The sequence below is a fragment of the Amycolatopsis sp. NPDC058278 genome, from assembly GCF_042881395.1.
Taxonomy (GTDB): Bacteria; Actinomycetota; Actinomycetes; order Mycobacteriales; family Pseudonocardiaceae; genus Amycolatopsis.
The window spans coordinates 1-13,579 of the sequence record NZ_JBHVXZ010000187.1 but is presented as its reverse complement, the minus strand read 5'-3'; the positions used below and the strand labels follow the sequence as shown (position 1 = coordinate 13,579).

General features: G+C 72.3%; 16 protein-coding genes and 1 pseudogene. 12 read left to right on the top strand and 5 right to left on the bottom strand.

Going from position 1 to position 13,579, the window contains the following annotated elements; all coding sequences use genetic code 11:
* Nucleotides 1-158, bottom strand: a pseudogene (locus tag ACFVYA_RS46820) (magnesium chelatase); the annotation flags it as partial.
* A gap of 113 nt (nt 159-271) precedes the next feature.
* Here ACFVYA_RS46820 and ACFVYA_RS46815 point away from each other — a divergent pair.
* Nucleotides 272-1,069, top strand: coding sequence for a hypothetical protein (locus ACFVYA_RS46815; protein WP_387054684.1), 798 nt, complete (start codon nt 272-274; stop codon nt 1,067-1,069).
* A gap of 10 nt (nt 1,070-1,079) precedes the next feature.
* Nucleotides 1,080-1,850 carry a class I SAM-dependent methyltransferase gene (locus tag ACFVYA_RS46810; RefSeq protein ID WP_387054682.1) on the top strand — a complete coding sequence of 257 codons (771 nt, stop codon included), beginning with the start codon at nt 1,080-1,082 and terminating at the stop codon, nt 1,848-1,850.
* Here ACFVYA_RS46810 and ACFVYA_RS46805 read toward each other — a convergent pair.
* Nucleotides 1,847-2,890, bottom strand: coding sequence for a ferrochelatase (locus tag ACFVYA_RS46805; protein ID WP_387054686.1), 1,044 nt, complete (start codon nt 2,888-2,890; stop codon nt 1,847-1,849). The genes ACFVYA_RS46810 and ACFVYA_RS46805 overlap by 4 nt on opposite strands.
* 87 nt (nt 2,891-2,977) lie before the next feature.
* Between ACFVYA_RS46805 and ACFVYA_RS46800 the strand changes: the two genes are divergently transcribed.
* Together ACFVYA_RS46800 and ACFVYA_RS46795 are read left to right on the top strand one after the other, a co-directional pair.
* Nucleotides 2,978-3,562 carry a TetR/AcrR family transcriptional regulator gene (locus tag ACFVYA_RS46800; RefSeq protein ID WP_387054680.1) on the top strand — a complete coding sequence of 195 codons (585 nt, stop codon included), beginning with the start codon at nt 2,978-2,980 and terminating at the stop codon, nt 3,560-3,562.
* A gap of 73 nt (nt 3,563-3,635) precedes the next feature.
* Nucleotides 3,636-4,796 (top strand): Cmx/CmrA family chloramphenicol efflux MFS transporter, encoded by a 1,161-nt coding sequence (locus ACFVYA_RS46795; protein ID WP_387054678.1) that lies wholly within the window; start codon nt 3,636-3,638, stop codon nt 4,794-4,796.
* A 3-nt stretch (nt 4,797-4,799) separates the two neighbouring features.
* Here the strand turns inward: ACFVYA_RS46795 and fabI are convergent, their stop codons facing one another.
* From fabI to ACFVYA_RS46780, 3 genes are read right to left on the bottom strand one after another with little or no spacing between them, the layout of a single operon-like run.
* Nucleotides 4,800-5,567 (bottom strand): enoyl-ACP reductase FabI, encoded by a 768-nt coding sequence (gene fabI, locus ACFVYA_RS46790; protein WP_387054676.1) that lies wholly within the window; start codon nt 5,565-5,567, stop codon nt 4,800-4,802.
* A gap of 43 nt (nt 5,568-5,610) precedes the next feature.
* Nucleotides 5,611-6,315, bottom strand: coding sequence for a beta-ketoacyl-ACP reductase (gene fabG / locus ACFVYA_RS46785; protein ID WP_285992097.1), 705 nt, complete (start codon nt 6,313-6,315; stop codon nt 5,611-5,613).
* Nucleotides 6,316-6,362: 47 nt separating this feature from the next.
* Nucleotides 6,363-6,590: a hypothetical protein gene (locus ACFVYA_RS46780; RefSeq protein ID WP_387054674.1), complete on the bottom strand. Its 228-nt coding sequence runs from the start codon at nt 6,588-6,590 to the stop codon at nt 6,363-6,365.
* 354 nt (nt 6,591-6,944) lie between these two features.
* On the opposite strand from ACFVYA_RS46780, the gene ACFVYA_RS46775 reads away from it, so the two are divergent.
* The 8 genes from ACFVYA_RS46775 to ACFVYA_RS46740 all read left to right on the top strand — a co-directional run.
* A complete protein-coding gene (locus ACFVYA_RS46775; RefSeq protein WP_387054672.1) occupies nt 6,945-7,706 on the top strand; it encodes a GntR family transcriptional regulator in 762 nt (253 codons plus the stop codon).
* Between the two features lie 118 nt (nt 7,707-7,824).
* Entirely contained in the window at nt 7,825-9,141 is a 1,317-nt protein-coding gene (locus ACFVYA_RS46770) for an MFS transporter (RefSeq protein WP_387054670.1), read from the top strand.
* A gap of 6 nt (nt 9,142-9,147) precedes the next feature.
* Nucleotides 9,148-9,825, top strand: a complete 678-nt coding sequence (locus tag ACFVYA_RS46765; protein WP_387054668.1) for a response regulator transcription factor — start codon at nt 9,148-9,150, stop codon at nt 9,823-9,825.
* A 4-nt stretch (nt 9,826-9,829) separates the two neighbouring features.
* Complete coding sequence (locus tag ACFVYA_RS46760; RefSeq protein ID WP_387054666.1) at nt 9,830-11,224, top strand: sensor histidine kinase; 1,395 nt, start codon at nt 9,830-9,832, stop codon at nt 11,222-11,224.
* Nucleotides 11,221-12,165 (top strand): TAXI family TRAP transporter solute-binding subunit, encoded by a 945-nt coding sequence (locus tag ACFVYA_RS46755; protein WP_387054663.1) that lies wholly within the window; start codon nt 11,221-11,223, stop codon nt 12,163-12,165. The genes ACFVYA_RS46760 and ACFVYA_RS46755 overlap by 4 nt, the downstream gene beginning before the upstream one ends.
* Nucleotides 12,166-12,179: 14 nt before the next feature.
* On the top strand, nt 12,180-12,602 hold the full coding sequence (locus ACFVYA_RS46750) for an acyl-CoA thioesterase (RefSeq protein WP_387054661.1): 423 nt from the start codon (nt 12,180-12,182) through the stop codon (nt 12,600-12,602).
* Nucleotides 12,603-12,606: 4 nt separating this feature from the next.
* The gene (locus ACFVYA_RS46745; RefSeq protein WP_387054659.1) at nt 12,607-13,074 is read left to right on the top strand and encodes a tRNA (cytidine(34)-2'-O)-methyltransferase; all 468 of its coding nucleotides are present in this window, start codon (nt 12,607-12,609) and stop codon (nt 13,072-13,074) included.
* A gap of 9 nt (nt 13,075-13,083) precedes the next feature.
* Nucleotides 13,084-13,579: hypothetical protein (locus tag ACFVYA_RS46740; protein ID WP_387054657.1), on the top strand; the 496-nt coding region annotated here is incomplete at its 3' end.

The window sequence follows — 13,579 nt, the reverse complement described above, 5'->3', positions numbered from 1 at the left end:
GTGCGGGAGAACCCGACGATGCCGGGCCAGGCGTCCTCGCCGTTCTTGAGGGCGCTCAGCAGGTTGTCGTGGATCTCTTGCGCGATGGGGCGCGGCTCGTACCCGGCCGCGCGCAGGGCCCCGGCAGTGCGGGGAAGAGCGTCTGGAACAGCGTTCACCCGTTCGACGCTACTGCCGGATCGGCGGCCCGTCGATGTGGAGCGGCTCCAGCCTGGGCGCGCTCGGAGTCTCGGGGGCGAGCCGGTGAAATAGGCCGGTAAAATAGGGGACTGTGTGCCGTCCCAGTGCGACTTTCGCCGTCTGGTCGAGCGCGTGGCTCAACGGGGCCGCCGCGTCCGACGATGTCCTCGATGCCCTGCTCGCGTGGGGTGAGGCCCATGACGTCGTGGCCGCCGACGCGGCCGCGGCCGACGCCTTCGCGCTCCCGCTGGCGTTCAACCGGGCGGCCACGCCGGTGCAGCTGCTGATGGCGCTGCGTTCGCAAGGAGCGAAATCGCTGAACCTGGTGCTGCCCGTCCCCGGCGACGTTCGCGGCCTCGGCGGCGGCGGGCCGTTCACCGAAGCGGCGTTGCGCGCGGGGGACGCGCTGGTGCTCCCCGACCTCGGGTTCGGCCTGGTGCCGGAGCCGATCGCCGAGGGCCTGGTGCGCTGGACGGTCTGTTCGCTGACGTCGCCGACGACGCCGGAGTACGTCCCGCTCGGCGAGGCCGAGCACGGGCTGACGGACGCGATCCGGGCCAGCGCGGGGGCGTTGCAGACCCTGGACGTGGCCTCCGACCGGCCGGGGGTGCGCGCGGAGCTGTCGGCCCACCTGCGTTCACGCCCGGACGTCGACTGGCCGGCCGGGACGCCCGGGCGCGCGTTGCGGGTGCTGCAGCGGGCCGAGGAGATCGCGGCGATCCTGGCGATCGCGTCCTCGGACGAGCCGGGCGGGGCGTTGTCGGCTTCGGCTTCGACGTTGCGGGCCCAGGCGTTGCGGCCGCTGTCGGACGCGGTCCGGACGGCCCGCTGCGCGGCGGTCGACGAGGCGGTGCGGGCGTTCGCGGAGCAGACGGCCCGCGAAGGCTGAGCCGTCCGCGATGACCGAGGACACCTGGGCCGCGCTGGCCGGCGATTTCGCCGACGGTGCCTACGCTTCCGTCAAAGGTCGCGTGCGCACGCTCGTGCTGCACTGGCAGCTGCTGGACCACCTGCCCGCCCCGCCGGCCGCGGTGCTCGACGTCGGCGGCGGCGCCGGCCACCAGTCGTTCCCGCTGGCCCGCGCGGGCTACGACGTCACCCTGCTCGACTCGTCGGCGGCGATGCTCGACAAAGCCCGGCAGCGGCTACCGGCGGCCATCCAGGACCACGTGACCTTCGTGGAAGCCGACGCCGCGGACGCCGCGGAGGCGATCGGCGGCCGCCGCTTCGACGCCGTCCTGTGCCACGGCGTGCTCGGGTACCTGGAGTCGCCGGAGCCCGTCCTCGACCAGCTGTGCCGGTGCGCCGCGCCCGGCGGTCTCGTCTCGATCATGACGGGCAACGCCGACGCGGCCGCGGTGCGCCCGGCGATGGAAGGACGCTGGGAGGACGCGCTGGAAGCGTTCGACGCCCGCACCGAAATCGGGGTGCTGGGCCTGCCGACACGCGCCGACACCGTGGCGGAACTGAGCGAATCCCTCCGCCGCCGCGGCGTGGAACCCGTCGACTGGTACGGCGTCTGGCTGTTCGTCGATTGGCTCGACCTCAGCGGCGCCGGACCGGACCCGGCCGAAACCGAGCGCGTGGCGGCCGTCGAGTTCGAAGCCGGCCGGCGTGATCCCTACCGCCGGCTCAGCCGCGTCTTCCACCTCGTGGGGCGCAAAACCTAACGGGCGGGGCGCTTCGCCGGTTCGCAGCAGCCGATCGCACAGGGCGCGCCGTTGACGGTGCAGCCCGCCACCGGGAACGCCGACAGCTTCCGCGCCGGGATTCCGTGCGTGTGCTCGCGGACCAGCTCCACGACCAGCTCCGCGAACCGCGGATCGCTGCCCGCCGTCGCCGCGCGGGCGAAGGCCATCCCGTGCTCCGCCGCGCGTTCCGCGGCCTCGTTGTCCAGGTCCCAGATCACCTCGAGGTGGTCCGACACGAACCCGATCGGCGACACGATTACGCCAGGCACCCCGGCGGCGTGCAGCGCGTCGATGTGGTCGACGATGTCCGGCTCCAGCCACGGCACCTGCGGCGGCCCGGACCGCGACTGCCAGACGACGTCGTACTCCGCGATGCCCGCTTCGGCCGCCACCAGGCGAGCCGCCTCCGCGATCTGGCGCGAGTACCGGCGGCCGCCCTCCGGCGGCGGCCCCGAGGCGCGGTCGGCGCTCTCCGGTACCGAGTGGGCGGTGAAGACCGTGCGGATCCCGGGCTCGTCCCCCAGTGACGCGTGGGCGGCGCGCACGCCGTCGGCGACCGCCGAGACGAACAGCGGGTGGTCGAAGAACTGACGGATCTTCACCAGCTCGGGGGCGCCGTCGCCGACCGCCGCGCGGGCGCGCTCGATGTCCTCGTCGTACTGGCGGCACGCCGAGTAGCCGCCGTACGCACTCGTGGGGAACACCAGGATCCGCTTCGCGCCGTCCGACGTCAGCGTGGCCAAGGTGTCCTCGACCATCGGGTGCCAGTTGCGGTTGCCGAAGTGCACCGGCAGGTCCACGCCGGCCGCCGCGAGCTGCTTCTCGACCGCGGCCATCGCGTCGCGGTTCAGCTTGTTGATCGGCGAGACCCCGCCGAAGTGCTGGTAGTGCCCGGCGACCTCCAGGAGCCGCTCGCGCGGCACCCCGCGGCCCCGGGTGACGTTCTCGAGGAACGGCATGACCTCGTCGGGCCCTTCCGGGCCGCCGAACGAAAGCCACAGCAACGCGTCGTATCCCACCCCCGTCATCTTGCCGATGTGGCGGCCCGCACGCTGAGCCGGGCCCGTTATGAATCGCGCAGTCCAAAACTCTGGTACGGTGCCTTCATGGCCAGGCCAAGGGAATTCGACGAAGCCGCCGCCGTCGAGAAGGCGATGTACGCCTTCTGGGAACACGGCTACGAAGCGACGACGACGCAGGACCTGTGCGAAGCCACCGGACTGGGCCGCAGCAGCGTCTACAACACCTTCACCAGCAAGCGGGCCCTCTTCCGGCGTTCGCTGGCGCACTACACCAGCACCCAGCTGGACCGGCGCCAAGCGATCCTCGACGGCCCGGGCACCGCGGCCGAGCGGCTCGCCGCGGTGCTCGACAGCGCCATCGAGGGCGACCTCGAGGACCGCCGCCGCGGCTGCTTCGTGGTCAACACCCTGGCCGAACTCGGCCTGCCCGACGACGAGGTGGGCGCCGCCCTGCGGGCCGACACCCGACGGAACCTGACCATGTTCGCCGCATGCGTCCGGGAAGGCGCGCGCGACGGCAGCCTCCGGGACGGCCTGGACCCCGCCGAGGTGGCGGAGTTCCTGCTCAGCACCACCTCGGGCCTGCGGGTGATGGCCCGCCGCGGCACGAGCCCCGAAAGCATGCACGCCGTCGCCGACATCGCGCTTTCGGCGATCGCCGCCCGCTGACAAATCCCTCCCGAAACCGTCGCCGACGGTGCCGCAGTTTTGAACTGACCGATACACAACCCGGAGGAGAACCATGCCCCTGGCCGTCTTCGTCCTCGGGCTCAGCGTGTTCGCGCTGGGCACGTCCGAGTTCATGATCACCGGCCTGCTCCCCGGCATGGCCGCCGACCTGCACGTGAGCATCCCCGACGCCGGGCTGCTGATCTCGGCGTTCGCCGTCGGCATGGTCGTCGGCGCGCCGCTGCTGGCGATCGGCACCCTCCGGCTCCCCCGCCGCCGGACGCTGCTGGCGTTGCTCGCCGTGTTCGTCGCGGCGCACGTCGTCGGCGCGCTCGCCGAGAGCTACGTCCTTCTCTTCGCCACGCGAGTGGTCGCGGCTTTCGCGTGCGCCGGGTTCTGGGCCGTCGCACTGGCGACGACCATCGCGCTCGTGCCCGCCGGCCGGCGCGGCCGCGCGATGGCGGTCCTGGTCGGCGGCCTGACCGTGGCGAACATCGCCGGGGTGCCCGCGGGGACGTTCCTCGGCCAGCACGCCGGCTGGCGGACGGCGTTCTGGGCCGTGGCGGTGGTGACCGTGGTCGCGGTGGCGGGCGTGGCGCTGCTGGTCCCCGAGACGACCGGTGACGCGGCGAGCGTCCGCGGCGAACTGCGGCTGTACCGCCGGGGCCGGGTCTGGCTCGCCCTCGGCGTGATCGCGCTGGCGCAGGCCATGATCTTCGCCGCGTTCAGCTACCTCGCCCCCCTGCTGACCGAGACCGACGGCCTGCCCGAGGGCTGGGTGCCCGGCGTCCTGGCGCTGTTCGGCGTCGGCGCGCTGATCGGGATCACCGCGGGCGGGCGGCTCGCCGACCGGCGGCCGTTCGCGACGCTCTACGGCTGTCTCGGGCTCGCGCTGGCGGCCCTGCTCGTGCTCGCGCTGACCACCGACGCGCTGGTGGCCGTCGCGGCCGTGATGGCTTTCGGCGTCGCCGGGTTCGGCGCCAACCCGGCGCTGAACGTGCGGGCCTACCACGCCGCCGGCGACGCCCCCACGCTCGTGGGCGCCAGCACGACCGCGGCGTTCAACGTCGGCAACACCATCGGGCCGTGGCTGGGCGGCGTCGCGATCGACGCCGGGCTCGGCTTCCCGAGCGTCGCCTGGACCGGGATCGCTCTCGGCGTGGCGACGCTGGCCGCGCTCACGGTCGCCGCCGCCGTCCAGCGCGGCGACGACCGTGAGCCGGTGACCGTGTGAGGCTCAGACGCCGAGGAAGTGGACCCCGCCGTCGACCATGATCATCGAGCCGGTGGTGGCGGGGAGCCAGTCCGACAGCACCGCGCAGACGCTCTTCGCCACCGGGTCCGGGTCCGCGCTGTCCCACCCGAGCGGCGCGCGCTCGCCCCAGCCGTCTTCCAGGTCGACGAAGCCCGGGATGGACTTCGCCGCCATGGTCTTCATCGGGCCCGCGCTGACCAGGTTGACCCGGATGCCCTGCGGCCCCAGCTCCTTGGCCAGGTACCGGTTGACCGATTCGAGCCCGGCCTTCGCGACGCCCATCCAGTTGTAGACCGGCCACGCAACGCGCGCGTCGAAGTCCATGCCGACGTAGGAAGCACCCCGGCCGAGCAGCGGCAGGCACGCCTTCGCCAGCGACATGTACGAGTACGTCGAGATCTCGATCGCGGTCTTGACGTCCTCGGCGGGCGCGTCCAGGAACGGCGCGCCGAGGCAGGTCTGCGGCGCGAAGCCGATCGAGTGCAGCACGCCGTCGAGGCCGTCGACGTGCTCGCGGACCTTGTCGGCCAGGCCGTCGAGGTGTTCTTGGTTGGTGACGTCGAGTTCGATCACCGGCGCCGCTTCGGGCAGCCGCTTCGCGATGCGCTCGACCAGCGACATGCGGCCGAAGCCGGTCAGCACCACCTTCGCCCCCTCCTGCTGCGCGATCTTGGCCGCGTGGAAGGCGAGCGACGCGTCGGTGATGATGCCGGTGATCAGCAGGCGCTTGCCTTCGAGCAGTCCGGGCACGGGTCCTCCAGGTCTTGTTCGGGTCAGGGGTCTTCGGAAGAGGTCAGTGGCCGAGGCCGAGGCCGCCGTCGACGGGCAGCACCGCGCCGTTGACGTAGCCGGCCTCGTCGGAGGCCAGGTAGCGGACGGCGGCGGCGATCTCCGACGGCTCGGCGTACCGGCCGGAGGGCACCTGCGCGAGGATCTCCTTCTTGCGCTCCTCGGGCAGTTCGTCGGTCATGTCCGTGTGGACGAACCCGGGCGCGACGACGTTCGAGGTGATGTTGCGCGAGCCGAGCTCCCGGGCCAGCGACCGCGCGAAGCCGACCAGCCCGGCCTTCGACGCGGCGTAGTTGGCCTGGCCGGCCGAGCCGGAGAGGCCGACGACCGAGGAGATGAAGACGAACCGCCCCCACTTGCCGCGCAGCATGCCGCGCGAGGCCCGCTTGGCGACGCGGTAGGCGCCGGTCAGGTTCGCGTCGATGACGCGCTCGAACTGCTCGTCGCTCATCCGCATCAGCAGCGTGTCGTCGGTGAGCCCGGCGTTGGAAACCAGCACCTCGACCGGCCCCTGGTGCTCCTCGACGAGCTTGAAGGCGGCGTCGACCTGCGCGGTGTCGGTGACGTCCGCCTGGACCCCGAAGAGGCCTTCGGGCGCGCCCGAACCACGGTGCGTGACGGCGACCCGGTGCCCCTGCTCGGCGAGGTCCCGGGCGATCGCCAGACCGATGCCCCGGTTGCCCCCGGTGACCAGAACGGACCGTCCCACTGTGTTCTCCCTCTTCGTGAACTCCTGCGCTGCTGCCGCGCACGAGGTTATCGGCAGCGCCGCCGGGTCGCGCACCCGCGCCCGGGCTCGCCGCGGCCGTCCTGAACGGGTGTCAGGAACTGTCCCCCGACCTTGCTGGTTACCCGCTGGTTGGTCACCGTGAGTCGCAACACAGGAGGCGACGACGAGTCACCGAGCAGCTCATCCGCCGTGATCAACTCGCCGTCCTCGTTCTCGACGATCTCCGTGCCGTCGTCGCGGATCCACCAGCCCATCACGATCTCCGCCTGACCGGACTCGGCGTGATGCCGTGCTCTCGGCGGTAGAGCGCCTCGCAACGCGGGCATTGATGTGGCACACCGTGCGCCCGACGGTCGGACAACGGGCGGAACTCGGCAACCGCAGTGAGACCGCACAGCATGGTGATGCCTTGCCCCGGTGCCGGAATCCCTGTCAGCCGGGTCCGATGCCACTCCCCCTCGACGACCGGATGGATTGCCTCCGGGGTCGATGTGGATCACCGCTGCCATCATTTGCCCCACCGCTACTCGTCATGACGTCTTGGCAACCGACGGTGGCATCGGTTCGCCAACTTGTCAAGACAAGTTAGCAAGTGGGAGAATGAGGGCATGGTCGATCGAACAAGTGGGGTCCCAGCCTTCCGCCAGGTCGCCGCCGATCTCCGCGAGAAGATCGTCTCCGGCCAGTTCGCGCCCGGCGCGAAGTTGCCCAGCGAACACGAGCTCGTCGGGACGTACGGCGTCTCGCGTCCGACGATCCGCGAAGCCGTCGACGTGCTGCGCGGCGAAGGTCTGGTCACTTCAGAGCACGGACGCGGCGTCTTCGTGCGGCCGCCGGCCAGCATTCAGCGAGTCGCCCGGTCGCGACTGTCCCGCGACGCACGTGAGCGCAACCGCGGCGCGTTCCTTGCCGATGCCGCCGCCGGCGGCTTCGCGCCGTCGACGTCTGTCAAGATCCGCTTCGAGCCGGCCGGCGCACGCGTAGCCGGTCATCTTGCCATCGACGAAGGGGCCGAGGTCACCGTTCGCGATCGCGTGATGCGCGCCGACGGGCTCGTGGTCCAGCTTGCGGTGTCGCGCCTCCCGCGCGAGCTGACGCGCGGCACCGCCATCGAGGACGTCGACACCGGACCAGGCGGTACCTACGCGCGACTGGAAGAGGCCGGCCGAAGCATCGGCTCGTTCGCCGAGCACGTCGGCGCGCGGATGCCGACGCCCGCCGAGGCAACGCAACTGCAGCTCGCCGGCGGTGTCCCGGTCATCACCGTCACCCGCGTCGCTCATGGCGTCGACGGCACACCGCTGGAGATGAACGACATGGTGCTCGCGGCCGACCGCTACGAACTGTCGTACGAGTGGCCCGCCGACTAGCTGAGCAGCTGTGTCCGCGAAGAACGTCACCGTCCTAAGCCCGTGTTAGGAACTGCCTCTCCGTCTTGCCGCTCACCCGCCGGTTGGTCACCGTGAGTCGCAACACAGGAGGTCGACGATGACAACCCGGCTCAGCGGTGCCGCCACGTACCAGCATGGCAGCGAAAAGCGCGTGATCGGCAACGTGCTGCGCGGCTCTATCGGCAACTTGGTCGAGTGGTACGACTGGTACGCCTATGCGGCGTTCACCACCTACTTCGCCAAGTCTTTCTTCCCCACGACCGACACCACGGCCGCGTTCCTCGGGACCGCCGCCGTGTTCGCCGTCGGGTTCCTCATGCGGCCTCTCGGCGGCTGGATGCTCGGGCGGTTCGCCGACCGGTTCGGCCGCCGCAGCGCGCTGGTGCTCTCGGTGACGCTGATGGCGGGCGGCTCGCTGCTCATCGCCGTCACGCCGAGCTACCACTCCATCGGGATCGCCGCGCCGATCCTGCTGCTGACCGCCCGGCTGATCCAGGGCCTGTCGGTCGGCGGCGAGTACTCCACCTCGGCGACCTACCTGTCCGAAGTGGCCACTCCCGGCAAGCGCGGCTTCTACTCGAGCTTCCAGTACGTGACGCTCTACGGCGGCCAGCTGCTCGCTCTCGGCCTCCAGCTGATCCTGCAGGCGCTGCTCACCGAGCAGCAGCTGACGTCCTGGGGCTGGCGGATCGCGTTCGGTGTCGGCACGGTCGCCGCGCTCACCGTCATGTGGTTGCGGCGCGGGATGGACGAGTCGGCGAGCTACCAGCGCGAAGCCGGGGAAAGCAAGGGCGAACGCGGCACCCTGCGCGCGCTCGCCAAGTACCCGAAGGAGATCGCGCTCGTCGTCGGCCTGACCCTCGGCGGCACGGTCGGCTTCTACACCTTCGCCACCTACAGCCAGAAGTTCCTGGAGAACACCGCGCACATCCCGCGGCGGCAGGTCACCATCGTGCTGTTCTGCGCGATCCTCATCGCCGCCTTCCTGCAGCCGGTGTTCGGGCGCCTGTCCGACCGGATCGGCCGCCGACCGCTGCTGCTGTTCTTCGGCATCGGCGGCACGCTGCTCACCGTCCCGCTGATGACGGTGATGGGCTCGACCCGCAACCCCGTCGGCGCGTTCTTCCTCGTGCTGGCCGGGCTGGTGATCGTCGCCGGGTACACCTCGATCAACGCCATCGTGAAGGCCGAGCTGTTCCCGACGAAGATCCGCGCCCTCGGCGTGGGGCTGCCGTACGCGCTGACCGTGGCGATCTTCGGCGGGACCGCCGAGCTGATCGCCCAGGCGCTGAAGAGCGCCGGGCACGAAACGGTGTTCTTCTGGTACGTCGCGGGCTGTGTCCTGGTGTCCCTGATCGTCTACGGCACAATGCGGGAAACCTCGAAGACCTCGGAGCTGGAACAACAACGCTGACAGGGGATGGCCGTGCGCGTGCTCCTCGTCGAAGACGACGCGGGTGTCGCCGGCGCGCTCGCCGAGTCGCTGCACGCGCGCGGTCATCCCGTCACCAGCGTCGCCCGCGGGGCCGACGCGCTGCACCACCACCGCGCGGCCGACCTCGTCCTGCTGGACTTGGGCTTGCCCGACCTCGACGGCCTCGACGTCCTCCGCAAGATCCGGGCCGTCTCACCGGTCCCGGTGATCGTGCTGACCGCCCGCGGCGACGAGCGCTCGGTCGTGCGCGGGCTGCGGCTCGGCGCGGACGACTACCTCACCAAGCCGGTCCGGCTGGCCGAGCTGCTGGCCCGGATGGACGCCGTCGTGCGGCGGGCGGTCGCCCGCGCCACCCCGGCCGACAGTGCCGACGACGTCGTGCGCGTCGAAGACGTCGAGATCGACCTCGGCGCCCGCCGGGTCCTGGTCGCCGGGCACGACATCGGGCTCACCACCAAGGAGTTCGAGATCCTGGCCGTGCTCGCCGCCCGCCCCGGCACCGCGGTCAGCCGCCAGCAGCTCATGGACGAGGTCTGGGGGGACGCCTACCTCGCGGTGTCGCGCTCGCTCGACGTCCACCTGACCGGGCTGCGCGCCAAGCTCGACCGACCGGGCCTGCTCACCACCATCCGCGGCTTCGGCTACCGGCTCGGCCGGGACTGACCCCGTGCGCACCCGGCTGCTGGTGGTCCTGGTCGCCCTCGCCCTCGCGGTGGTCGCCGCGTTCGCGTTGCCGCTGCTGACCGCCACCGCCGAGCAGCGCACCCAGCAGCTGGTCATCTCCCGCACCGCCGACGTCGACCGGTTCGTCGTGCTCGCCCAGCAGGCCGTCGACACCCACGACCCCGCGGCCCTCGCGGCCGACGCGGAGCGCTACGCCGGGCTGTACGGCGAAGGCGTCGTCATCGTCGACGGCCGGCGCCTGCCGCTGGTGCAGGCGGGCGGCCTGACCGCGGGCGAGCCGGCGGTGCGCGCGCTGGTGGAGGCGACCATGCGCAACGAACCGGCGCCGCGGGTGGACCGGCTGGACCCGTGGTCGGCCGAACCGGCCTACTTCGCCCGCCCGGTCGGCACCGGCACCCGCGTGTCCGGCGTGGTCGTGCTGCGCGCTTCGGTGACGGCGGCGGCCGCGGACGTCGCCACCCGGTGGGGCACCATCGGCGCCGGCGCGGTGCTGGTCGCGATGGTGTTCGTGCTGCTCGCCGTGGTGCTGGCCCGGTGGATGGTGCGGCCGCTGCACGAGCTCGAGACCGGGGTGCTGGCCGTGGCCGGCGGGCACCGCGCGCACGTGCCGGAACGCACCGGGCCGCGCGAGCTGCGGTCGCTGGCCGCCGAGGTCAACCGGATGTCCGAAGCCGTGCTCGAAGCCGCCGAGCAGCAGCACCGGCTGGTTGCCGACGCCTCGCACCAGCTGCGGAACCCGATGGCGGCGCTGCGGCTGCGGGTCGACTCCCTGGCCGGGCGGATCGAGGGCGACGACACCACCTACCGGGCGACCGTCGCCGAAGTCGAACGGCTCGAGAAACTCTTGGACGGCCTGCTGGCGCTGGCGCTGGCCGAGAGCACCGCGACCCGCGTCGCCGCCGGGGGCGCGGACGAGGCCTGCGACCTCGCGTCCGTGCTCGCCGAACGCGTCGACGCCTGGCGCCCGGCCGCCGAGGACGCGGGCTCGACGATCGTGCCGCCACCGGGCCACGACGAGCCGGTCACCGTGCGCTGCCCCGAAGGCGAGCTCGCGCAGATCCTCGATGTGCTGCTGGACAACGCCGTCCACTACGCCGGCCGGGGCGCGAAGATCACGACGGATTGGGAAACCGGTGCGTCGACCGCGACGCTCGTCGTTTCCGACGACGGGCCGGGACTGTCCGAACAGGACAGGGCGCGGGCGACCGAACGGTTCTGGCGGGCGGGTGGCGAAGGCGCCCCGCGCGGCACCGGCCTCGGCCTGGCCATCGCCCACCAGCAGGTGCGCACCCGCGGCGGCGTCCTGGACCTGCGGCAGGCCCTCCCCCACGGTCTCGAGGTCCGCGTCACGCTGCCGCTGCGGGAGGTGCCGGGATGACGCTCACCCGCCGCACGGCCCTGCTCGGCGGTCTCGGCCTGGCGCTGGGCGGGTGTTCGGCGTCCGGCTACCGCGGCCCGGAACGCGCGGTCACCATCGCCGCCGGTGAGCGCGGCGGGTTCTACCTGGCCTTCGCCGAGCTCCTCTCGGCCGAGCTGAACCGGGCGGAACCGCTGCTGCACGCCGCCGCCGTGCCGACCGAAGCGAGCGTCGCCAACGTCGGCCTCGTGCAGCGGGGGCAGGCCGACCTCGGGCTGGTGCTCGCCGACGTCGCCCAGACCGCGCTCGCCGGCGGCCCGCCGTTCGCCGGGACGGTCCCGCTGCTCGCCCTCGGCCGCGTCTACGAGAACTACCTGCAGCTGGTCGTGCGCGCGGACGGCCCGGTGCGCCGGCTGGCCGACCTCGCCGGGCGCGCGGTGTCCCTGGGCGCGGGCGGCTCCGGGGCGGCGCAGCTCGGCGAGCGCCTGTTCGCCACGGCGGGTGTCGCGGTGGACGCCCGGCACCTGCTGTTCGACGACGCGGTCCGCGCGCTGGCCGGCCGCCGCATCGACGCCATGCTGTGGTCGGGTGGGGTCCCGACGCCGAAGCTCGCCGAGCTGACCCGGACGACCCCGATCGCGTTGCTGCCCCTGGATTCGGTGGTGCCGGCCCTGCGCGCGGCGTACGGCCCGGTCTACGACCAGGTCCAGGTCCCCGACGGCGCGTACCGCGGCGTCGGCGCGCTGAGCACGATCGGCGTGGCGAACCTGCTGGTCTGCGCACCTTCCCTGCCCGACGACGTCGCCGCGGCCGTGGTCCGGCTGCTCGTCGAGCGCGCCACCGCGCTGGTGCCCGCCGAAGCCGTGGGAACGCAGTTCCTCGACGTCCGGACGCTCATCGGGACCCAACCGGTGCCGCTGCAGCCGGGCGCGGCGGCCGCGTACCGGGCCCTGCACGGTTGAACTAGATTGGGCGCGTGACCGCACCTCGCCGCCCGATCGCCGAGATGCCGCTGCGCGTGCGCTACCACGAGTGCGACGGCCAGGGCATCGTCTTCAACGCCCACTACCTGGCCTATGTGGACATGTGCTCCTTCGAAGCGGAGAAGGCCCTTTTCGGCTCCCACGAAGAGTTCCTGAAGCACGGCACCGACGTCGTGGTGGCGGAGGCGAACCTGAAGTTCCGCGCGCCGGCCCGCTACGACGACGAACTGGTCGTCTCGCAGTACCCGAACCACCTGGGCACGACGTCGCTGATCTTCGACTTCGAGATCCACCGCGGCGAGACCCTCGTGGCGGCGGCCACCGTCCGGTACGTCTTCATCGACCCGGCGACCCTGCGGCCCACCCCGCCGCCGGACGCGGTCCGCAAGGTCTACGCGGCCCTGCTCGGAGACTGAGCCCGTGTTCCGCGTTCTCTTCTACCAGCCGGAAATCCCGCCCAACACCGGCAACGCGATCCGGCTGGCCGCCAACACCGGCTGCGAACTGCACCTGGTCGAGCCGCTCGGCTTCACCCTGGAGGACAAGCAGCTGCGCCGGGCCGGGCTCGACTACCACGACCTGGCCCGGGTCCACGTGCACGCTTCGCTGGCCGCGGCCTGGGAAGCGCTCCTGCCGGCCGAGGTCTACGCGTTCACGGCTTCGGCGACGCGGCTGTACACCGACGTCGCCTACACACCGGGCGACGTCCTGATGTTCGGGCCGGAGTCGGTGGGACTGCCCGCCGCGGTGCAGGAAGCGCCGGAGGTGACCGACCGCGTGCGGCTGCCGATGCTGCCGACGAGCCGGTCGCTCAACCTCGCGAACACCGCGGCGATCACGGTCTACGAGGCCTGGCGCCAGAACGGCTTCGCGAGCGCCCTCCGGTAGGTTCGCCGGATGCGACAGCAGTTCCTGGGGGCGCTCATCGGCGCCGCGTTCGGTACCGTCTTCGTGCTCGTCAACTCCGGTGCCCCCGTCCCCGCGGCGCTCGGCTGGGTGCTGCGCGCCCTCGCCGTGCTCGCCCTGGCGGCCGTGGTGGTCCTCGGCGTCCGCGCGGGCGGGCGGCCGACCCTCGAAGACCGGCCGATGTTCGGACCGGGCTACCGGGTCGTCGTCATCGGCGAAGTGGTGCTGCTCGTCGCCGGGTTCTTCGTGCTGAGCCTGCTGGACGCGCCCGTTCAAGCCAACGTCGCCTGGATCGCGACCGTCGTCGGCCTGCACTTCGCCGCACTGGCCGCGGCGTGGAAGACCCGCTCGATCCTCGTCGTCGGCGTGCTCCTGACCGTGCTCGGCGTCGCCGGTCTCGCCCTGCTCGGCAGCGCCGCACTGCCGTGGGTGCCGTTCGTCAGCGGCGTCCTCTCCGGGGTGACCCTGCTCGGCGGAAGCCTGTACC